19 protein-coding genes and 1 tRNA gene are annotated in these 21,406 nt (G+C 57.5%); 9 read left to right on the top strand and 11 right to left on the bottom strand.

The features are described 5' to 3' along the window. Positions 1-218: 218 nt before the first annotated feature. Both purE and FYJ63_RS11130 read left to right on the top strand, forming a co-directional pair. Complete coding sequence (purE, locus tag FYJ63_RS02830; protein ID WP_154543597.1) at positions 219-755, top strand: 5-(carboxyamino)imidazole ribonucleotide mutase; 537 nt, start codon at positions 219-221, stop codon at positions 753-755. Positions 756-868: 113 nt separating this feature from the next. Further along, positions 869-2,287 (top strand): 5-(carboxyamino)imidazole ribonucleotide synthase, encoded by a 1,419-nt coding sequence (locus FYJ63_RS11130; RefSeq protein ID WP_229769901.1) that lies wholly within the window; start codon positions 869-871, stop codon positions 2,285-2,287. A gap of 174 nt (positions 2,288-2,461) precedes the next feature. Here FYJ63_RS11130 and FYJ63_RS02815 read toward each other — a convergent pair whose 3' ends face one another. From FYJ63_RS02815 to FYJ63_RS02800, 4 genes are all read right to left on the bottom strand, one after another. Beyond that, positions 2,462-3,337: a hypothetical protein gene (locus FYJ63_RS02815; protein WP_154543595.1), complete on the bottom strand. Its 876-nt coding sequence runs from the start codon at positions 3,335-3,337 to the stop codon at positions 2,462-2,464. After that, the gene (locus FYJ63_RS02810; RefSeq protein WP_154543593.1) at positions 3,327-4,061 is read right to left on the bottom strand and encodes an ABC transporter ATP-binding protein; all 735 of its coding nucleotides are present in this window, start codon (positions 4,059-4,061) and stop codon (positions 3,327-3,329) included. The genes FYJ63_RS02815 and FYJ63_RS02810 overlap by 11 nt, the downstream gene beginning before the upstream one ends. 67 nt (positions 4,062-4,128) lie before the next feature. Further along, the gene (locus FYJ63_RS02805) at positions 4,129-4,485 is read right to left on the bottom strand and encodes a GntR family transcriptional regulator (protein WP_287847477.1); all 357 of its coding nucleotides are present in this window, start codon (positions 4,483-4,485) and stop codon (positions 4,129-4,131) included. A gap of 146 nt (positions 4,486-4,631) precedes the next feature. Next, entirely contained in the window at positions 4,632-5,408 is a 777-nt protein-coding gene (locus tag FYJ63_RS02800; RefSeq protein WP_338106799.1) for a Maf family protein, read from the bottom strand. A 170-nt stretch (positions 5,409-5,578) separates the two neighbouring features. Between FYJ63_RS02800 and FYJ63_RS02795 the strand changes: the two genes are divergently transcribed. The 5 genes from FYJ63_RS02795 (at position 5,579) to brnQ (ending at position 12,060) form a co-directional block, all read left to right on the top strand. Next, entirely contained in the window at positions 5,579-6,256 is a 678-nt protein-coding gene (locus FYJ63_RS02795; protein ID WP_154543591.1) for a response regulator transcription factor, read from the top strand. Between the two features lie 273 nt (positions 6,257-6,529). Then, a complete protein-coding gene (locus FYJ63_RS02790) occupies positions 6,530-7,852 on the top strand; it encodes a HAMP domain-containing sensor histidine kinase (RefSeq protein WP_154543589.1) in 1,323 nt (440 codons plus the stop codon). Between the two features lie 62 nt (positions 7,853-7,914). Continuing rightward, positions 7,915-9,117 carry a site-specific DNA-methyltransferase gene (locus FYJ63_RS02785; RefSeq protein ID WP_338106798.1) on the top strand — a complete coding sequence of 401 codons (1,203 nt, stop codon included), beginning with the start codon at positions 7,915-7,917 and terminating at the stop codon, positions 9,115-9,117. Between the two features lie 325 nt (positions 9,118-9,442). After that, positions 9,443-10,531 (top strand): EamA family transporter RarD, encoded by a 1,089-nt coding sequence (gene rarD, locus FYJ63_RS02780; protein WP_338106797.1) that lies wholly within the window; start codon positions 9,443-9,445, stop codon positions 10,529-10,531. 101 nt (positions 10,532-10,632) lie between these two features. Beyond that, positions 10,633-12,060: a branched-chain amino acid transport system II carrier protein gene (gene brnQ, locus FYJ63_RS02775; RefSeq protein ID WP_154543587.1), complete on the top strand. Its 1,428-nt coding sequence runs from the start codon at positions 10,633-10,635 to the stop codon at positions 12,058-12,060. Between the two features lie 201 nt (positions 12,061-12,261). Here brnQ and rplL read toward each other — a convergent pair whose 3' ends face one another. Both rplL and rplJ read right to left on the bottom strand, forming a co-directional pair. Next, entirely contained in the window at positions 12,262-12,651 is a 390-nt protein-coding gene (rplL, locus tag FYJ63_RS02770; RefSeq protein ID WP_154543585.1) for a 50S ribosomal protein L7/L12, read from the bottom strand. Positions 12,652-12,729: 78 nt separating this feature from the next. Continuing rightward, entirely contained in the window at positions 12,730-13,257 is a 528-nt protein-coding gene (rplJ, locus tag FYJ63_RS02765; RefSeq protein ID WP_154543583.1) for a 50S ribosomal protein L10, read from the bottom strand. A gap of 530 nt (positions 13,258-13,787) precedes the next feature. Here rplJ and FYJ63_RS02760 point away from each other — a divergent pair. Then, a complete protein-coding gene (locus tag FYJ63_RS02760; RefSeq protein ID WP_154543581.1) occupies positions 13,788-14,477 on the top strand; it encodes a hypothetical protein in 690 nt (229 codons plus the stop codon). A 264-nt stretch (positions 14,478-14,741) separates the two neighbouring features. Here FYJ63_RS02760 and purT read toward each other — a convergent pair whose 3' ends face one another. The 5 genes from purT to FYJ63_RS02735 all read right to left on the bottom strand — a co-directional run bounded on the left by purT (position 14,742) and on the right by FYJ63_RS02735 (position 20,540). Then, positions 14,742-16,016 (bottom strand): formate-dependent phosphoribosylglycinamide formyltransferase, encoded by a 1,275-nt coding sequence (purT, locus tag FYJ63_RS02755; RefSeq protein ID WP_154543579.1) that lies wholly within the window; start codon positions 16,014-16,016, stop codon positions 14,742-14,744. A 316-nt stretch (positions 16,017-16,332) separates the two neighbouring features. Continuing rightward, positions 16,333-17,025, bottom strand: a complete 693-nt coding sequence (gene rplA, locus FYJ63_RS02750; RefSeq protein WP_154543577.1) for a 50S ribosomal protein L1 — start codon at positions 17,023-17,025, stop codon at positions 16,333-16,335. Positions 17,026-17,039: 14 nt separating this feature from the next. Continuing rightward, positions 17,040-17,468: a 50S ribosomal protein L11 gene (gene rplK, locus FYJ63_RS02745; RefSeq protein WP_154543575.1), complete on the bottom strand. Its 429-nt coding sequence runs from the start codon at positions 17,466-17,468 to the stop codon at positions 17,040-17,042. 215 nt (positions 17,469-17,683) lie between these two features. Further along, entirely contained in the window at positions 17,684-18,841 is a 1,158-nt protein-coding gene (locus FYJ63_RS02740; RefSeq protein ID WP_154543573.1) for an MFS transporter, read from the bottom strand. 115 nt (positions 18,842-18,956) lie between these two features. Further along, entirely contained in the window at positions 18,957-20,540 is a 1,584-nt protein-coding gene (locus FYJ63_RS02735) for an MFS transporter (RefSeq protein ID WP_154543741.1), read from the bottom strand. 567 nt (positions 20,541-21,107) lie between these two features. Between FYJ63_RS02735 and FYJ63_RS02730 the strand changes: the two genes are divergently transcribed. Then, positions 21,108-21,189 (top strand) — tRNA-Tyr (locus FYJ63_RS02730). Positions 21,190-21,406 lie beyond the last annotated feature (217 nt).

Here is a 21,406-nt window from a genome sequence, read left to right as displayed (position 1 = left end):
TTGTGCCTAAATCAAAGCAAATCGGGGCTGAATCGGGAAGGCAATTCGGGGAGAATCCGGAATCAATCGGGATTGACGGACCAAACCCAGGAGAATATCGACCGCAGTGAAAATAATGGCAGTGCGGTCAGTTTTTTTCTGGGTTTGGACCCGAGGCCGAGGCGTACTCCGATTTAGACTGGCGCGGGTAAGCTAGAGCTAAACGTCAGGAGGTAACAATGGGTGAAAACGAAAAACCGCTGGTCGGATTGGTGATGGGTTCCGATTCTGATTGGAAAACGATGAGTGCTGCCGCGGAAGTACTCCGCGATTTTGAGATTCCCTATGAAGCTCGGGTGGTGTCGGCCCACCGAATGCCCATCGACATGCTCGAATACGGACGTTCCGCGGAAGAACGCGGCCTCAGGGTCATCATCGCCGGCGCGGGTGGGGCAGCCCACCTCCCGGGAATGCTTGCTGCCGCCACGGTTTTGCCGGTTATTGGGGTTCCCGTGCCCTTGAAATATCTCGATGGAATGGACTCGCTGTTGTCCATCGTCCAGATGCCGGGCGGCGTTCCGGTCGCGACGGTTTCGATCGGGAACGCCAAAAACGCCGGTCTCTTGGCGGCGCGGATCCTCGGAGCCGGAGACTCTGAGCTGGCCGAGCGGATGCGGGCGCGAATGACGGAATACCAGGCACTGTTGCGCCAGGTAGCCATCGACAAGGGTGAAGCGCTCCAATCCGCGATGACCCTTGCAGAATCCGGACACTAACCGCTCGGAAAGTTTTCAATAGGTGAGACGCGTCGAGAGAACACGCTGATGACAAAGTTTTAGTAGATCTTGAATAGTGGACAAAGCCAGATTGGCGTCCGGAAAGAATAAAAATGCATAAAACCCCAGTTGTAGCCTGTATTGGCGCGGGACAACTTGCCCGCATGATGGCCACTGCCGCCGGTGAACTCGGCTTCACCTTGCGGGTTCTCGCGAACTCGACCGAGGACTCTGCCGCTTTTGCTCTCCCATCAGATCAGGTCATCGTGGGTTCACCCGACGATGCGGAGACTTTGAGCGCACTCCTGGACGGAGCCCAAGCGCTGACTTTTGAACACGAACTCATCCCTGACGAGGCCTTTGACGCCGCCGTTTCCGCCGGCATTCCGGCCCGCCCGTCTCGCGAGGCGCTGCTATTCGCCAAAGACAAGCTCGCGATGCGGCGGCGTCTGGGGGAGGCGGGGTTGCCGATGCCGCGTTGGGCTGATGGCCGAGACGACGCGGGCGTACAGGCTCTTGGGGAGAGCTGCGGCTGGCCGCTGATTGCGAAGGTTTCCCACGGCGGCTATGACGGGCGCGGGGTGGCAAAGGTTGATTCCTGGGAGGAATTTCTGCAGTGGCGCGGCGGTTTAGAGGAGGGTCGAGCCTGCCTCGTAGAAGAATGCGTGCCTTTCACTCGCGAGCTGGCGGTGATGGCGGGGCGGCGGCCCAGCGGGGAGATTCGCGTGTGGCAGCCGGTACAAACCTGGCAGGAGGAAGGGCAGTGCGCTGCGGTTCTGGCGCCGGCTCCGGGGTTGGCGCCAGAGGTCGCGACGCAGGCTCGCGAGATGGCTCGTCTTATTAGCGAGACTCTCGATGTGACCGGCGTTTTCGCCGTTGAGATGTTCCTGGTGGAGGCTTCCGCCGAGAATGGGAGCGCGGGCGGCGGGCTCACAAACGGTGGCCTCACGGGTAACGGTCTAGCAAACGACAGTCTCTCAAGCGGCGTGGCTGCAGGTGAAGCGGGGTTCAACAAGGGCCAGCCCGATTCACCGGCGCTTGCTGGAGACGGGGGCATAGCGGCAGTCTCTTCTGTAACTCGTGCGAATTTGGCCATGACTGCCAATAGTGGCAACAAGGGCCAAAATTCCACGAGTTACGGCGAGTCCACCTCTATGGCGGAGCCCCGTAAGGCCCGCTTGCTCATTAATGAACTCGCCATGCGCCCCCACAACTCCGGACATTGGACCCAAGATGGCTGCGTAACTTCCCAGTTCGAACAGCATTTGCGGGCCACGCTTGACCTTCCTCTCGGTGAGGCAACCCCGACTGCGCGTTTCACCGCAATGGCTAATGTTCTTGGCAGCAACCTGGAGGATCCCACCGACGCGGTGGCGACGGTGATGGCGAACTGCCCCGAGGCGAAAATCCACCTTTATCGAAAAGGCAATCGCCCGAAGCGAAAACTCGGGCACGTCAATGTTTCCGGCGAGGATCCGGAGGCGGTACTCGAAAAAGCCCGCGCCGCCGCAGACCTCCTTATGGGGAAGTAGATTTCTTAATACCCTGGGCGGCCGCGGTGTCGTTCGCAAAAGGCGCCGGGGTCGCTCGCGAGGGAACGCGTAAGGACTATTGGACACGCCAGCCAAGAGGAGATTTTCACCAGCGGGTAGGGTCAAACTGGTTTATTTTACCAGTTTGACCCTACCCGCTGAAAAAACACCACTTCAACGCAAGTTGAGACGCCTCGTGAGAGAATAGTGGGCGAAGACGTACATCGCGATTGCCATCAGCGGCAGAAGCAGCGTCCCGAGTGGGATATAGTTTTCACTGCCGCTGACCCCGGCACTATCAACGAGGTTATGCCAGAAGAAGCCTTTGACGAATTCCAGTTTCGACTCCTCGCCCACCGAAACGATCGAGAGCGACCCAGGTATGACAAACAGCACAATCGCGCCAAACACCTGGGTCATGGCGTAGGTGACAACCGCAGCCAGCGTAAAACCCAGTCCGGGGGATTCCGCGGAGAACGGCCACCAGTTGGATAAAGCGGAGGCAAATAACATCCCGACCACGGTCTCGATAATCCCCATAATCAGGATGGCGATCATCGCCCATTTCACAAAGTCCGGGAAACCTGCCCACGCCGCGTGAAACGAACCTATGACTTTGTCAATTCCCTCCCGGATAGTCCAGGTTCCCTTTTTCATTGCCAACTCCTCGGTCTGTGTTTGCACCGTGGTCATCCAGAGCAATGCGCCCAAGAAGAGAACCATTGATACGCCGGTAACCAGCATCAACCACAGGGTTTTCGCCGCGAGAATAACTCCGCTCCCGACCGGCAGCGTCTGGGTGAAGTAACCGCGCTGGCCATACATGGTTCTCCAGTAGCGGACTGCAGCGGGAAAGAAGAGACCACAGGGTAGAGCCAGCCCTATGAGGACTCCGGTGGTGAGAGACAGTCCGCGGATTGCGGCCAGAGGGCCATCCGGTGCCAAGACCGCGAGGCCGGAGAGAAAAATAATTAATCCGCCAGCGATCGCGAGAACCAGCGTGAGCAAACCGGTTTCTTTGGCTTCATATTTCAAGACTTTAGCGAACATTAGAGTATTCCTTTCTGAAGATTTGGTCGAGGCTGAGGCCGTATTCTTCGCGCAGTTCGTCGGCTTCGGCATGGCGGAACAGCCGCCCTTGATGAAGATAAATCACTTCGTCAAGGACGGTTTCGATGTCGGTCACCAAGTGCGTGGAGATCAGCAAGGTTGCCTCCGGATTCCATCCCTTGAGGATGGTTTGCAGCAATGCCTCGCGGGAGGCGGGATCGACGCCGGAGATGGGTTCATCCAGCAGATAGAGTTTGGCATGGCGGCTCATCGCCAGGGCGAGCTGGAGTTTTTCGCGCATCCCCTTGGACATCTCACTTGTCTTCAAGGAGGTCTCGAGGCCGAGGAACTCGAGGAGCTCATGAGCCTTTGCGGCGTCGAAGTCCGGAAAAAAATCCGCATACATCTTGATGGCGTTCTCCCCTTTAATAGAGTTCGGAAGCACAGAAGCGTCCGGCTGGAACGAGGTGAGGGACTTCGTTTTCAAACTGGGTTTCTCTCCAGCAATGGTGGCGGTTCCGGCGCTCGGGGTCAGCACCCCGGCGAGAATCTTCAGCAAGGTAGTTTTTCCGGAGCCGTTTTCGCCCAGAAGACCGATAATCTTCCCGGGTTTCAGGTCGAGAGTGAGGGAGTTTAGGGCGGTGCGAACGGATCGTCCCCCGCCGTAGGTTTTGGTGAGGCTGTCTACTTTCACTAAGGGCTTGGTGTAGGTTTCGTGACCCATGGTCGTTTCCTTTCTTGGGTGGTTAGGGGGATTAGGGAGGGGCTAGCGAGTTTGAAGATTACCGAGTTCAGGGTTCCCAAATTTTTTCTACCAGTTCGACGGTCTCGGTCTTTCCGAGGCCCAGAGATTTCATGGTGGAGACGAAATTGTTTGTTGTCTCACTGGCTAGTTCGCGACCGACTCGACCTATTGCGCTGAGGTCAGCAGTGACGAACCTCCCTAGTCCGCGGCGTGTTTCGGCGAGTCCGGTACGTTCAAGTTCAGCAAGTGCCTTCTGGACTGTATTGGGATTCACTCCAAAGTCTGCGGCAAGGTCGCGGACAGTGGGAACCTGCGATCCTGGAGTCCAATCTCCGGATACAATCCGGCGTTGGAAGCGGTCTAGGAGCTGCGACCATATAGGTACTCCCGCATCGAAATCCACGCTGGCTCCTTTCTTTGCTGAGTTTTGAGCGCGAACCCAAGACTTTGTATTAGTGTATTACTAATATAATACACTAATACGGAATGGTCAAGTCGAAAAGCAGGTCGATACCAAAAAAGGCAACTTACGTGAAAGGCGCGGTAACGCTATGAATTCGTCCACAAATCGGGCCAGAAAACGCCAAGATCGGAAGCGAGACTCCGCAGTAGAGGCAGCGAGATTCCCACAACATTGTGCGGATCTCCCTCGATTCCCTTGATGAAAGCCCCGCCGTAGCCGTCAATCGTGAAAGAACCTGCTACCTCCAGGGGCTCACCGGTCGCGACGTAGGCCGCCGCCTCCGCCTCAGTAAAGTCAGCAAAGTGCACTGTCGTGGACTCCGTCGCTCCTACCTCCCGAAGCCCAGCCGACTCCTGGCCGACATCACCGGACGGCTCGGTTTCGGAAATCCCCGCCGATTCGGCTTTCCCGAGTCCGTTTGCCCCGCTGGCGGATTTCAAGGCCGCGAAATCCGTGATTATTGAACTCGTGGTAAAAAACTCACTTACCAACAAAATCATCCAATGTCCCGTATGAAGCACTCCAGACTCCCCGGACAGTGCCTTGACCCGCTCCAACGCCACCTCGGGAGAATGAGGCTTGCCGAGAACCTCGCCGTGAAACTCCAACATCGAATCGCACCCGATGATAAGGGTAGGAAGAGAAGACTCCCCCGCTGCCTCCCGCGCAATTTTTCGAGCCTTGGCCTGCGCCAATCCCAGCACCTGCTGAGCGGGACAGGCTCCCTCCTCCCGCAACCGCACCAACAAGGCGTCCTCGTCAATATCTGCCGGACGAGCTGTCGGCGTCAATCGAGCACGCTGCAAGGTCGCCAGACGCGCGGATGAAGCCGAGGCCAGAATCAGGGAATACTTTTCACTCACGGTTATACCCTAAGCCACTGGGACAATCTTCCCGCCACGAAAGAATATGCATCCCGAGTCAAAAAAGGGTAAAGTTTTATTAGAAGAATACTGAAGATTTTACCAACCCACCCGGGTTTTCCCCTATAAAAACGAGGATAACCTGCCAAGACACAAATAAAGGAGCCAGGATGACGAAAGTTCTTTTAGTTGAGGACGACCCTGCAATCGCAGAGCCGCTCGCCCGCGCACTCGGTCGCGAAGGCTATGAAGTCAGCGCCCAGACCACCGGCGGCGGCGCCTTACAGCAGGTCAGCGACTGCGACATGGTGATTCTGGATCTCGGGCTCCCCGACATGGACGGGCTCGATGTGGCGCGCACAATTCGCGCCCAGGGTATCACCATCCCGATTCTCATTTTGACCGCCCGCACCGGCGAGGTCGACATGGTGGTGGGCCTGGACTCCGGCGCGGATGACTATGTCACCAAGCCCTTCCGCCTGGGCGAGCTCCTCGCCCGCGTCCGTGCGCTGCTGCGTCGCGCCGGCGGGGAAATCAACGAAGAAGAGGAGCTCAAAGCCCAGGACGTCCGCCTGGAGGTAGCCGCCCACCGCGCCTTCCAAGGCGACCGCGAGCTCCAACTCACCGCCAAGGAATTTGAACTCCTGCGCGTGCTTGTCCGCGAGGCCGGCTCGGTCGTGAGCCGCGACCAGGTCATGCGCGAGGTCTGGGGCTCCGACCCCAACGGCTCGACCAAGACCCTCGACATGCACGTGTCCTGGCTGCGCCGCAAACTCGAGGACGACGCCAATTCCCCGCACTACATCACGACCGTGCGCGGGATGGGTTTCCGCTTCGAAACGGCTTAGGGTTCAACAAGGGATTGCCGGTCAAGGGGCTCTCTTCTCGGCTCCGCTCGCGCGGCCAAGAGGCCAAGAGACAAAGAGGCAGCGACTGGCGGGACAGGCTCGCCATCACGCCAGATTCCAGGGACTCCCTCTCCGCAAATTGTGAGCCCGCCCCGCAAATCACAAACCGCTCCCAAAGCATCAAAAGCGGAACGCCTCGAAAATCTCCGTGCACTTTGTTGCATTCCCTTGTTGCCCCCGCCTACCCACCCCTAACGCACCCGAACCCAAACCATGCGCAAACAGATCCTCCTCTCCACTCTCGGAGCCGTCATCGTCGCGGTGCTGCTCCTGGGGGTGCCGCTGTGCGCTTTTGCAGTAAACCAGTTGTGGGCTGCCGCGCATACCGACGTGGATCAATCCGCCAAGCAGTACGCGCTGGCCTACGACCGAACCGCGCTCGCGGGAAAATACGTCACCGATGTGACTTTGGCCGGATGGCTCTGGCCGGGGCGCGGAGCAGATTCGCGCATCGAGGTGACCACGAGTGACGGACGCCTTCTTGCCTACGGGAAAGCCCCAGAAAACGCGCGGATCATCTCCGAAGTTCCGACTGCCACCGGCGCGAAAGTCAGGCTCTTGGCCTCTTCCGACTCGGTGCAATACCGCTCGGCAGTCTTTATTATGGTCGCCCTCACCGGAGTCGCCGCCGCTGTCCTGGTCGGGGCATTTATTGCCTTCCGCTCTTCGCGCCGGATTTCCGCCCCACTCATTTATCTATCCGCCCAAGCCCAACAGCTCGGATCGGGTGGGGTGCGCCCGCGCGTGAACCCCTCCGGAATCGAAGAAATCGACTTGGTCCAAGACGAGCTCGTGCGCGCCTCGGAAAACCTCGCGGGGAGGCTCGCGGCCGAGCGACAGTTCGCCTCCGATGTCTCTCACCAATTGCGCACCCCCTTGACCGCGCTGTCGATGCGGGTGGAGGAAATCCAGATGATCTCGAGCGAGGACGAGGTCCGCAACGAGGCCGGTGAGGCTTTGAACCAGATTGAGCGACTCGCCGGCGTGGTCGAGGATTTGAAGCGAAACTCCCAACACGCTGGCGGCGGAACCACCCAGGCTATCAACGTTGATGAGTTCTTGGTCCACCAACAAAGCGAATGGGAAGGACCGTTCAAAGTCGCCGACCGCCCCCTGGTTTTCCGCAACGAAACCGATCGTCCGGCTCTCGCGACCCCGGGATCGCTCGGGCAAGTTATCGCCACCCTCTTGGAGAATTCACTCAAATACGGCGCGGGGACGACGACAGTGCGCGCGAAAATGGCCGGTAATAAGAAGGGGATGTTCTTCGAGGTCAGCGATGAAGGAGAGGGCGTGGACGATGAGATTGCTCCCGATATTTTCAAGAAGGGCGTCTCGGGTCACGGCTCGACTGGAATCGGGTTGGCGCTTGCCAAACAGCTCATCGAGGCTGATGGAGGGAAACTGGAGTTGACCGTGCGCCGCCCTCCGACCTTCCAGGTTTTCGTCGCGACCGTGCCGGCCTCCCTGGATCCGAACCGTGTCATTCCCCAAGGCGCCATCATCTCGGTTTCCCGCCCCAAACGGCGGTTCTAAGACTTAGCAGGTTCTCGGCGATTTTGCGCGACGGGGCGCGGAAGGGTCGATAGGATTTTTAGGTGAAGTTTGAGGAAGGTGCCAACTATCTTTTGCGCGGGGACGCTTTGGACGGGCTGCGGGCGGTGGCTGCGGGGATTCAGCAAGGGTCATCTCGGAAGGTAAAGATGATCTACATCGATCCCCCTTATAACACCGGCAATACCTTCGCCTACGCCGACCGACGCGGGGATTGGGCGGGGATGATGCGCCCGCGGTTGGGGCTGGCTCGCGAGGTGTTGCGTGAAGACGGGCTGATTTATATCTCGATAGACATCAACGAGCTCTTCGAGTTGAAGGGACTCTGCGACGAGGTCTTTGGCGCGGAAAACTTTGTCGCAAATTTCATCTGGGTCTCGAACCTGAAAGGACGCCAACTCGGCTTCGGCCCCGCCGGAACCCACGAATATATCCTGACCTACGCCCGCGACGCGCGGCAGGTCGGCAAACTGCGCGGGTCGGTCGCGGAGCTAACTCGGCTCATGCCAGAGGTCTACCGCCTCCCCAAGCGTGAGGTCAAACGCGACGCGCGCGGGGAATACGTCACGAAAAACGAGCTCTACAACACGAACTCGAAATTCAACGAAGTCACGGCACCGTCAATGGTTTATGCCATCCATTACTGCGTAAAGACCGGCGAGCTGGCGGTAACCGACGTCGACGAACCCGCCCCGGGACCAGCAAGTTCGGGCTGGGTGACAGCACTCCCCCATCCGAATGCCAAGCCCGGGGTGAAGTGGCACGCCTGGCGCTGGTCGCGGGGGAAGGTCTTGGCCGACCGCGAGGACCTGGAGTTCGAGGTCACGGGTCGCGGGCCATCGCGCAAGCTCACGATTCGCACGAAGATTCGCGACTTCGACACGACGACCCTGAAAGACCTCATTATGGGGCCTTCGACAGTCACGGGTTTACGTGAGCTCGAAAGGCTCGGCCTGGGGGGGATTTTCGAGACCCCGAAGCCGGTGGATCTTTTGAAAGTTCTCCTCAAAGTGGCAACCGAACCTGGTGACCTGGTGATGGATTTCTTCGCCGGCTCAGGATCTTTCGGGGTGGCCGCGGCCGAGACGGGGCGCCCGTTCATCCTCGTCCAACTCGAAGAGCCCTTTGCTGACCCCAGTGACCCCCGCACCGCCCGCGCCCACGAGCTCGGCCTCGAAACCATCGCCGACCTCACCTCCGAGCGCCTCCGGCGCGTAGGTGTTGACTATATCGAGGCAAGAATCTAGGCCCCAGATTTAGCCTTAACTACGGCGGAGTCTCTTCTCTGAGTTGAGAAGCGGTGTCTCGTCTCCGCGTCGGCGGAGACGAGACACAGAATCACTGCGAGGTGTACCTGAATAACCACACGGTGTACCCGAATAACCACAACCAATACAGGCTTTGAAATTTATTTACATATCTCTTTACCTAAGAAAGTCGCTCACCTGGATTGAAAGATTTTAATGCAAAGGGCTTTACCTGCTCCTTAGGTTTAGTGTGGTTGTTCGGGTAAGGGATGTAGTTATTCGTGCGCACACAGGCCAACACCAGATTGTGCGCTAGACTTGCGAGGTGCAAAGAACCGACAGCTCCGCAGGCGCGAAACCCCAGATTGGCGCGATTACCCCCAGTGTGAACCTCACCAGATCCCCTCGCCAGAAAGCCGCGACTGGTTCTTCCTCGGAGGATCCAAGGGCCGGACAGGATTCCCCCGCAACCGGTTGGGCTCTCGGAGCAATCACCTACCTCCTCTGGGCAGTATTCCCACTGTATTTCGTATGGCTCGAACCGGCGGGTTCTCTCGAAGTGATAGTGCATCGCTGTGTCTGGGGACTGGTGATTTGCGCGCTTATCCTCACTGCCCGCCGCGAGATTGGCGAGTTACGTGCCCTGTGGCGAAACCGGCGCGCCATGTGGAGGCTCATGCTCGCGGGCGTCCTGATTATCGTCAATTGGACCACCTACGTTTATGCCGTGATGAACGGGCACGTTGTCGACGCGGCGCTGGGATACTTTACTAACCCCTTGCTGACAGTCGCCCTCGGGGTTGTCTTTCTCCGCGAAAGGCTTAGCGCGCTCCAGGTCGTCGCTGTGACCCTCGGTGCAGTCGCAGTCCTCTACATGATGTTTACTCTCGGATATGTGCCGTGGATTTCCCTCGCGCTCGCTTTCAGTTTTGGGCTCTATTCGCTCGTGAAAAAATCCGTAGCGTCCCAGGTCAAGCCACTTGCGGGGATGGTGGTCGAAACTGCGACCACCGCGCCGTTCCTGCTCGCTTACTACATTTACCTCGTCGCGACCGGTGCGACTTCCTTCCAAAAGCTTGCCGCCGACCCCGCGGCCGGTACGGGTTTTCCCTGGTGGGGGCACCTGGCTTTGCTCATTGGTGCCGGCGCCATCACCGTAGTGCCGCTACTGCTTTTTGCCCGCGCCGCCCGCTCGCTGCCCCTCTATGCGCTCGGCCTGTTGCAATACATCTCCCCAGTCGGCCAGTTCGCTATTGGGGTGTGGGTTTTCCACGAGGCAATGGCTCCCGAGCGCTGGATTACGACCGGCATCATTGTCCTGGCTCTCGTTGTATTGTCGGTTGACACCTTGTTGACCCTACACCGCCCTCCTCGACGAGACGAGCCCGAAACCGCCACCGCGGATTCGGCATAAATATCCAAGAGTGCTAGGCTAACTGGGGTCGATTTGCGGAAAATCCGCACAGACCCAAGTTCACAGTGACATAACTGTCGCCCCAAGAAAGGCACCAACCTATGACCAGCCGAAAAGGCTTCGACACGTACCTACTCATCAGCGGATTCGCCCTCTTCGCCATGTTTTTCGGCGCCGGCAACCTCATTTTCCCTTTCCAAGTCGGGGTTCTGAGCGGAGCGAACGTCATCCCCGCGGTCATCGGGATTCTTCTCACCGGAGTGTTACTTCCGGTTTCGGGGATGTTGGCTTCATCAACGGACTCCCACGGGGTCGGGCGCATTGCTGACCGCATCGGACGGGTGCCGGGGTTGATGCTCACCGTGGCAATCTTCTTGTTCACCGGCATGCTCTACGCTATGCCACGGGTCGGGACGGTGTCTTGGGAGATGGCGGTAAAGCCCCTTCTCGGCATCCCCGCCGAGGACACGGGAGCGAGCACCCTCGGACTCGCGATTTACTCGGTAGTTTTCTTTGGTATCGCCGTTGTCCTCATGTTGCGCCCCGACCGTGTGATTGACCGCATCGGTTCCTATCTCACTCCGGCCTTGCTGGTGTTACTGCTGGTCATGATGGGGATTGCCATGTTCAAGTTGCCGAGCGTGGAAACCTTGAACCTCGATCCAGGGTATGCCTCGGCGCCGTTTACCACCGGACTCAAAACCGGTTACGGGACGATGGACGCGCTGGCCTCCCTGGTTTTCGGGGTCGTCATCATCACCCAGCTCCATGCCCACGGCTACAACGAAAAACGCTCGGTTTTTCGCGCCACCGCTTTCACTGCCGGCTTGGCAGGAGCCTTGTTGGCCATTGTCTACACCGGACTGGCGTTCGTAGGAACCCGCGTTGCCGACCAGGTTTTCGCGAATCCCGCGGCCGGATTGGCCTACGCTGCGGACTTGATTTTCGGGCCTTTCGGGAAGGTCCTCTTTTCCTTGATTGTTTTCCTGGCTTGTTTGACAACCGCAGTCGGGCTCTTGAGCGCCTCGACCCAGTATTTCGGGGATTTGTTTCCGCGCGTAGACGGGCGGATTATCATGGCGGTGCACATTGTGGTGACGCTGATTGTCGCCAACCTTGGGCTCGATAATATCCTGGCGGTAGTGGTCACCATTGGGCTCGCCACCTATCCGCCCGCGATCTGCTTGATTATTGTGACCTTGGTCGATTACGCCGTGAGGCCGCAGTTCTTCTGGGGCTATCGCCTCCCCGCTTGGGTGGCGGGAATTATCGGGATTTTCGAGGCGATTTCGGTGTTTTCGCTGCCGTCTTGGGAGTCCGTCAGTCCGTGGCAACAAGCGCTCCAGGACGTGCTACACGTGCTACCTCTAGGGAGCCTCCAGATGGGCTGGACTGTTCCCGCAGTGGTCGCTTTTGCGATTGGCGTAGTAATCGACCTGGTCAGACCGGTTTCTTTGGAGAATTTGCCGCACTCCCTAACCCCGAGTGGCATTCCGGATCGCACCTCAAAAACCGATCTGGAAGTGTGATAAGTGGGATATCCCGGAATAACTGGTGAAGATTTCGACACCAAGGCGCCTCCAGGTGCTCTCGTGTCGAAATTCTCACCACGAATTCCGACAATCCCAAGAACTGGGGTTCCGGAACAGGCTTGAGAAAGTAAAAAAAGAGGTCAGCAAAAGGTAGGCTCGGGATTTCTCCCGAGCCCACCTTATTATTGCAGCCAGAAACTACTTCAAGGTCACTTCAGCGCCAGCCTCTTCGAGGTCAGCCTTGGCCTTATCAGCGTCTTCCTTCTTGACACCCTCGAGAATGGTCTTCGGGGCGTTGTCAACGAGATCCTTGGCTTCCTTCAAGCCCAGGCCGGTCAAGGCCTTGACAACCTTGATGACCGGAACCTTGCCGGCGCCCGGGTTTTCGAGCACGACATCGAATTCGGTCTTCTCTTCAGCAGCGCCACCTTCGTCGCCAGCCGCCGGAGCAGCCGCCACGGCCACAGCCGCCGGAGCAGCCGCGGTCACATCGAAGGTTTCCTCGAACTTCTTCACGAAGTCAGAGATTTCAATCAGGGTCATTTCCTTGAACTGATCGAGCAGTTCATCCACAGTCAGTTTCGCCATTTTCGGCATCCTTTCGGTTTTCCTTTGCGCCTTCCTTTTCGGCGCGATTTTGTTGAATCAGTGGTCAGTAATCGCAGACTAGGCAGCCTTTTCCTGCTTTTCACGCAGCGCATCGACAGTCCGGACGGTCTTGGAAGCCGGAGCCACCAAGAGAGCCGCCGTACGGTACATGAGCGCCTTGAGGACGCCAGCGGACTTCGCCAGCAAAACCTCGCGAGATTCCAAAGAAGCCAGCTTCTTGACCTCATCGACGTCGAGGACGTTTCCGTCCATCATGCCGCCCTTGAGGACGAGAGCCGGATTGTCTTTGGCAAACTTAGAAAGCTCCTTCGCGGCCGCCACCGGATCTCCGTCGGCGCCAACAAAAGCGATCGCGGTCGGACCGACGAGCATCTCGTCGAGGCCTTCCAGACCGGCTTCCTTCATTGCGAGCTTCGAGAGCTTGTTCTTCGCCACAGCGTAACGCACGTCTGTGCCGAGGTTCGTCCGGAGCTCTTTCATCTGCTTTACGGTCAGACCACGGTATTCGGTCAAGATGACAGCGGCAGCATCCTTTGCGGAATCCGCAAGAGACTTCACCTCTGTAACTTTCTCAGGCTTTGCCATGAGCCCTCCTTCCGTTTCAAGCCGGTTCTCTCGGACAGTCAAGGAGCAAAAGAAAAGCCCCGGCGCAGAAATCCGGGGCGTGGCGACTTATGTTTTCGAGTTCAACAAGGGCTATCCCGGTGGACTCGCTACCGACAACTTCGAGTTGTCCGCAGTCGCTTATTCACGTATCGTTTCCTGCGCAGGCTCCGTCTTTTGACAGATTATCCGTTTGGACCGGCGGTCTTAGGCGTGACCAGATTAGCACGATTGAGGACTTTAACCAAATTCTGAACTAGAGGGTAGCTGCTTCAACCTTGCTAATCAGATGAGACCAATTCTTGCTTTACGCAGTAGCGTTCGAACCGGGGTGGGCCGCGTCCAGTTTGAGTAGCGATTGTGGATGTGAAATTCAAGAATCTCATTTATATTCCCAAGTTCGCCAATGACGTAAAACCCGAGATTCATTACTCCAAATGTTCCAGTCTGGCATATTATCTCGACATCAAGATAATTTCTCGGTTAGAGACTTTCACCCAAAGGAGGCTTCAATGGAAGCTAAAATCTACAAAACCCTTTCCCGCATTGTCGGGGTGGTTCTTATCGTTTTGGGCATTGGAGCCTACGGCGGAGGCACCTTTGATCACAACTTCGTTTCTTCTCAACTCGAGGCTCAGGGAATCATCATGCCCTCACAGGAAGAAATCGAAAATTCTGACCAGTACTCCGCCGCAGATAAAGCTGCTCTGGCTCCGTACTACGGACAAAAGCTCTCCAATGGCGACCAGGCAAAGGCTTTCGCCGATAACTATATGGCTGTCCACATGGCCGGCTCAGCCAAGCGTGCCGGAGTTCCCGACGACATGGCGACTTTCAACGGCATCGGCGAATACACCGCCCAATTTGAGGATAAGGTGTGGGAAAAGGCTAAGGCCGAGGATTCAACTCTGAAGGACGAAAACCGTCGCGCCCAGCTTCCGGGAGTTCTCAAGGCTAAGGCCGAGGATCCGGCTTATGCCGAGGATATCAAGCAAATCAATGCCCTGAATAATCTGAAGAACAACACTTTCTTCCAAGGCAACATGATTCGCGGGACACTCTTGTCCGCATACGGCTGGGGATTGCTTGGAACCGTAGCAAAGGCTGCCGGTATCGGTCTCATCGTAATCGGAATCCTGCTAGTGGCGGTGCCTTTCTTGGTGAAAGGCAAGAAACCAGAAACAGTAGCAGCAACCAAGTAGGTTGCCTGCTAGCAAAGTGCCCCCGCCTTGAAGCGGGGGTCACCTTTTAATGACGGTTAATTGACGCGTACCCGAATAACCCAAGCCTGTACCTGAATACCCACCTCGGAAAGAACTTACCGCCAGCGACTGCCTCTCACCTCGCAAAATCGAAATTCGAGCCAGTTCGTAAGCCCGATTCCGGGCTGGATTGGGTTTTCCGGGTACATCCTGAGGTTATTCGGGTACGGTATCTCGGAATTCAGGAAAATGCGATCCGCGGTTTTAGCTAATCTGAAGCTTCTCGATGGCGGCCTTCCCGCGTGCTCGCGCCGAATTCGTGTCAGCACCGGTTGCCAGCGCCACCGCCATCCGCCTCCCCACGTGAGCCACAGGCTTCCCGAAGATCCGCACCTGGACGTCCGACCCCACCGAGAGAGCCGCATCAACGTTGGAATAGCGCGGATCTTCCGATTCAACTGGGGACTTCAATGGCGTAGAGGCGCCGGCAGGCACGTGTGGGTACATCGAGGTATCCAGTGGCAGGCCCAGAATCGCCCGCGCGTGAAGGTCAAATTCGCTTTGCGGCTGGGTAATCATTGTAACCATACCGGTATCATGCGGGCGCGGGGAAAGTTCGGAGAAATAAACCTCGTCGCCCTTGATGAACATTTCCACCCCAAAAATCCCGAGCATCGGGTTAGTGGCATCGGCGTTTGCAGAACCCGCGGAGCTTTCCATGCCTGAGCCACATCCCCCCGCGGCGCGCATAGTCTCCTGCGCCAGCGCATCCAATACAGCCTTCGAGGTAGCTTGAGCCTTGGCTAGGAGTTCTGGAGTCATCTGTTGGGGCTGCCAGGATTCCACGTAGTCCCCACTGACCTGTCGGTGTCCAATCGGGGCGCAGAAACTCGTCTCGACAGTTCCAGTCGTATCTAAGTGCCGCACGGTCAGCAAGGTGATCTCAAAGTCGAAATCGATTTGTTCTTCCACAATAACCCGTCCGGTTTCCGCCCGCGCTCCCGCTTGGGCTTCATTCCAGGCCGCTTCGAGTTCGGAAGCGTCCGCGACCCGAGATTGGCCGTGTCCGGAGGACGACATAGTGGGCTTGACAAAGCAGGGGAAGCCTACCTCCGAGGCGGCTGCCCGCAAGGATTCCAGGGAGTCAGCAAAGGCATAGCGCGAGGTCGGCACCTTGGCGTGCTCGGCAGCGAGCGTCCGGATTCCCTGCCGGTCGAACGTCAGTTCCACAACCCGAGCCGAAGGAATGACCCGAGTTCCACGGTCGGCTGCTGCCACAAGAGCCGCGACAGCGAGCTTCTCAACCTCCGGAACCACGAGGTCAGGGGCAGTCTCCGCGATAAGCCTTTCCAGACCGGCAGAATCGGTCATATCGAGAACCCTGCTTTCCGTGGCGACCTGCATTGCCGGCGCTCCCGCATAGGAGTCGCAGGCAATCACATGACATCCCAAGCGTTGCAAGGAAATCGTGAGCTCTTTGCCGAGTTCGCCGGAGCCGAGGATGAGGATTTTCGCGGGAAAAGTCACAGGAAAGGTCATAGTGCCATCCTAGTCTCTGTGCGTCCTTAAAGTTTTCAACTTTGACAATCCTGACGAAGTGCCGGCCCGAATCTCGACAGCTAGTGCGTGAATAACCACAGTAGCACGCATTTTTGGAAGGCGCTTTTTAAACCCGCTGGTCAGGGCACTTCAGTTTTCCGTATGCTACCTTGTAGCGCGAGGGGTGAGGTTATCGGCGCGCCCCCTGTGGTTGCCCATGCCAGCGAAAGGCACGACCGACTGCTCTATCTTTCCCGAAACTTAAAAAGGTTGGCGACCCGGAAAACCGAGTCGCCAACCAAAAACCTAAGAGGCCCTAGGCTTCCTTTTCCGCGAGAACCAGCGGAATTGAGGGTCCCATCGTGGTCGATATAGAGGCCTTCTTCAGGTAGCGTCCCTTTACGGTCGTCGGCTTCAGACGCAGCACCTCATCGAGAACCGCGCGGTAGTTTTCCGCGAGCTGCTCGGGAGTGAAAGAGACCTTGCCTACCACGAACTGGAGGTTCGCATGCTTGTCAACGCGAAATTCAATACGGCCACCCTTGATGTCCTTGACGGCTTTCGCTACGTCCATCGTCACGGTGCCTGTCTTGGGGTTCGGCATAAGACCGCGAGGGCCGAGGATTTTACCGAGGCGCCCGACTTTACCCATCAAATCCGGGGTGGCCACCGCCACGTCAAAGTCGGTGTAGCCCTTGGAGACCTTTTCGATGAGTTCGTCGCCGCCGACCTCGTCAGCGCCGGCTGCCTCGGCGTCGGCTGCCTTTTCACCAACTGCGAAAACCAAAACGCGAGCAGTCTTACCGGTACCGTTCGGGAGGTTCACGGTTCCGCGAACGAGCTGGTCAGCCTTGCGGGGATCCACGTTCAAGCGCAGCGCCGCTTCGACGGTGGCATCGAACTTTGTCGTGGAGGTCTCACGCACGAGCTTGAAAGCGTCGTTAATCGGGTAGAGAGTATCGGGAAGAATCTTCTTCGCTGCTTCAACGTATTTCTTAGCGTGTTTCATTTCAGTTCCTTCCCCTAGCCGACCGTCACGCCCATAGAACGAGCGGTGCCAGCGATAATCTTCTTCGCCGCCTCGATATCGTTGGCGTTCAGGTCCTTCATCTTTTCCTCGGCGATCTTCTCGACCTGGTCCCAGGTGAGGTTCGCGACCTTGACGGTGTTCGGAGTGCCGGATCCCTTTTGGATGCCGGCAGCCTTGCGAATCATCTCGGAGGCCGGAGAGGTCTTCAGGACGAAGGTGAAGCTGTGGTCTTCGTAAACGGTGATTTCCACCGGAACGATGGAGCCGCGCATGGATTCGGTCTGGGCGTTGTATTCCTTACAGAAATCCATGATGTTCACGCCGTGCTGAGACAGCGCGGGGCCAATCGGCGGAGCCGGGTTGGCGGAACCGGCTTGAATCTGAAGTTTAATCAAGCCAATAACTTTTTTCTTAGGTGCCATTTTTTGGGTCCTTTTCAATGGTCATTGTCAATCCGGAAGGTCATTCCTTCCGGGCGTTGCCCTTTGATACGCGCCCCGCAAACTAGCTCGGCTAGCCCGCGTTTCGCTCCCCTCGGGCAACTTTCGCGCGCCGCAAGGCGCACGAAAGAATATTCTAAAACTTTCCCCGCCGTTTCGCCAATTTGAGTCAGGCCTAGCCGGCGCAGTCACACCCCTCACCCGCGCGGCCGCGGGATAACGAGCAGCGCCGCATAAAAAACCAACAAAACCGCGAAACTCATCTGGAGCCCAATAGCGTTTAATAAAATCCCCAAGAGCAACGGCGTCACCAGGGCGCCAGTGCCCGACAGGATACTGATGACCCCAGCAGCATTGTGCGCTTTCACGCCGGGAAGCCCCGAGAACTCCGAGGCCCCAATCGGGTAAAGACAACTGACTCCCAGACCCGCCAAAACCAGTCCGCCAGTAACGCTCCAGGTGAGCGGACTGTAGGCGGTCAGAGCGGTTCCGAGGGCGCCTAGCGCGAGGAACACGTACCAGGCCGGACGTAGGGCGGTAAACCGCGCACCGAAAATACGCCCGAGCGCCATCCCGACGGCGAAAGCGGTAGCGAAAGCCGAGGCTGCGGCAAGGTCGAGTCCAACTTGTTGGAGGCGTGTCACCGCCCAGGCGTACATCGCGAACTCCACTCCCGCCACCAGGATCAGACGCACGATCTGCCAGGCCAGGAGGGATTTCGGGGCTTTTCTCGTCACTTCGGCGGGTGACTCTTCAACCGCTTTCAGGGGTTTGATGAACGTTGCAAAAGGCACGGCGGGAAGTCGCCAAGCGAGAATAAAGGTCGGAATAATCGCGATGAAGGCGAAGAGCACCGCGAAGCGTCCGAAGCCCGGAAAAAGCCGCTCTACCAGCGCTATCAAGATGGTCGTAAGAATCGAGACCGCGGAAGAAACGCCGTTTACCAGGGCTAGATATTTCCCACCTTCCACCCCGGTAAAGGTCCCAGCGACTGCTGAAGTTACCAGGGTTGCCCCAAAGCAAGCCAGAGTAACGCCGGTGATGGCGACGGCAGCATTCGGGCTCCACAGGGTGAGCAAAGTCCCGATAGCGGCAAGAAGTGGGGCGAAACGCAGATTCCACACCGGCCCGTAGCGCAGAAAGAACGGCGCGGCGAGTCCGGAAACAAGCATTCCCACGCCGAAGGCGGAGCCGAGAAATGCGAGACTTGCGGGAGAAACACGGAGATCTCGGGAGAGAGTCGCTATCAGCGAACCCGCAGCGGTGACATAGAAGCCGCCAATCATGAGCCCGACAGTCAGCGGTGGCAGCATCCGTCGCTGGTCATGCCAAATCCCAGGGTCGGCCTTACTCATGAGTTCAATCCTAACTTAGCGGAGCCATCGGCATCGCCGGCGGGTCAGACCTCTTGGCGAAGTGAGCAACGCGAACGAAGCCAAAGGGTCTGACCCCCGGCGAAGCCGTCTCAAGCTAATTTCGCCACGCCTTACGCCGGACGTGAATCCAGTAAACAATTGCGACAACCAAGGCGACCGCCAGGAAAGCGGTCGAACCCGCGAATGCAAGCGAATATCCGGTTGTCCACCTCCCAGCCAGCGCCAGATCCTCCCCCGGCGCGGTCGCCTCTAAGCCCAGCGTGGCTCCAAAGAAGATGCCGGTCAAAACGGCGGAACCGATGGCGGTGAAAATCCGCTGGCCCGTTTGTTGAATCCCGCCGGCAATCCCGCCCTGGGACGGGGGCACATCGAGCATGGATTGGGTCTGGTTGGACGACCCCATAGCACCGGTGCCGATGCCGAATATGGCAAGCCCGATTGCCAAAAACCACACGTTGCCGTGCCAGGCATAAATCCAGGCAAGACCGGCAGTCGCGATGACACCAACAATCATGATGACGAGAGACCAGACTTGAATCGCGGCGCCGTGTTTGATGGTGTGTCGCGCCACCGCAATCGAAGCGATACCGGAAATAATCGCCCCAGGGAGTCCGACAAGACCGGCTATAAGCGCAGATTGCGCGAAGCCATTTTGCAGGTAAATCGCATTCACTGCCCAAACCGAGGTCGTGCCGAGGAACTGAATCGCCCCGATGGCAGTTGAATAGGAGAAAGACGGGAGTTTGAACAAACCCAAATCAACCATCGGGTAGTGGCCGCGTGACTTATAGAACTTCTCCCAATGCACCCAGACTGCGAGCGCGACCAAAGCCGCAGGAATAAGCAGGTAGCGCCAGGGGGTACCGGTCGTAACGAAGGGGAGCATGATCCCGATAACTGCGGCACCGAGGAGTATCATCCCGAGCGGATCCAGGTCGACTTTTTGGCGTTTCGGCGGTTTGTGTCCCACTTTCGCGGCGGCGGCGATTTCGCGTTCCAGGGCCTCTTTCCGGGCGCGACGCGCAAAAATCCGCTCCCGCTTGAACGGCAGCCACAGCGCGGCACAGATAATCCCGATAAGTCCCAAAGGCAGGTTCATTGAAAAAGCGAGACGCCATCCCAGTTCTGAACCGAAGGCAGCGATGAGAATTCCGGCAAGCAAGGGGCCGGCGGCGACCGTTACCGAGACCACGAGGCCCATCAAAGCGTAGGCGCGAGCGCGGGCTTGACCGGAGAAATATTGCTGGATAATACCAGAGGCTTGTGGGCTGTAGACACCTGCGGCAATCCCTTGCAGAACCCGCATCCAGTCCAACATTGCCCCATCGCTCGAGACCGCACAGGCCAGAGAGGTCACCGAGAAGAGGAAAAGACCGATGACGAACATCAAAGAGCGCCCGAACAGGTCACCAATGCGCCCCATCGGGACTAGGGACAGGCCGATGGCGAGCGCGTAGCCGGAGATAACCCACTGCACTTCTTGGGGAGTAGCGCCGATTGATTTGGGAAGAAGCGCGAGGGAAACATTGACGGTAGAGACCTGGAGAAGGGTCAGGGAGAGGCCCACAAGAACGACTGTCAAGATGAGGGACTTGCGATACTTTTTATCACTTCCCGGGACTGTCACAAATCGCTCTTCATCAGGTTCTTTACCTGCATTTTTCGTGTTAAAAGTCATGGTCACCGTCAATCTTTAAAATATTTGTACTCTGGCATTGTAATGGACTGGCAAGCCTACGCTACCCCCATTGCCCAAATTGTCAACACCAAGAGATACGCAGTTATTCCGGCGGATGAGATTTTGAGGTTGTCAGAGTGACCTGACAGCCGTCGCCTCGTCCTGGGCGGCCGCTTAGGTAGTATTTTTCGGGGTCGTGACGACAACCAAATCGCCATGATCAGCGATTATGTAAATTCTAGTCGATAGGAATCACGATCAAAGTGGCCGCCCAGGACGCAGCTGTGTGGTCATCACGGGAGATGCCCCGGACTCCCTGCAGTCAGTCAAGGCGTTTAGGCATTCCCTAGATTTCAGCGAGGATCTCCCTATATTTTGGGGTTTTACAAGGTGACTTCCGAGGGGCCCAGAGATGACTTTCCCCCTATGCTAAGGGGAGACATCGCTAGGAATTACGGAGACCACTTCCCGTATGACTCCGTCCGAGGGCCAAAGCTCACCTCACTTTGCGAACCAGCCCCGTTTTTTGGTAATCTAGTTTGGCGTTCTTGGTGCAAGCCAAGGCAAGGCGGGTTTCCCGAGTGGCCAAAGGGGACTGACTGTAAATCAGCTGCGCAATGCTTCAGGGGTTCGAATCCCTTACCCGCCACAACGACGCAGACCGAGCGAAATGCCGACGGTCTGCGTTTTTGCTTTAACCGCGCGCAAGCTTGCTTGCAAGCGTGGTTAAAGCAAAAACGGGGTTAAAGGACAAATTGTGTGTTTTTTATCCGGGATTTTTGTTGTTGTAGAGCCTTAAAGTCGGGTTGAAAGTTGGTTTGGCTGAACTTTGGGGTCGGTCAAATTGTGTGTCTGTTTTCCCGGGT

The sequence above is a fragment of the Mobiluncus porci genome, assembly GCF_009695935.1.
GTDB classification, from domain to species: Bacteria; Actinomycetota; Actinomycetes; order Actinomycetales; family Actinomycetaceae; genus Mobiluncus; species Mobiluncus porci.
Note: the sequence above shows the minus strand (reverse complement) of the source record. Positions and strands in the feature narration are given on the sequence as shown.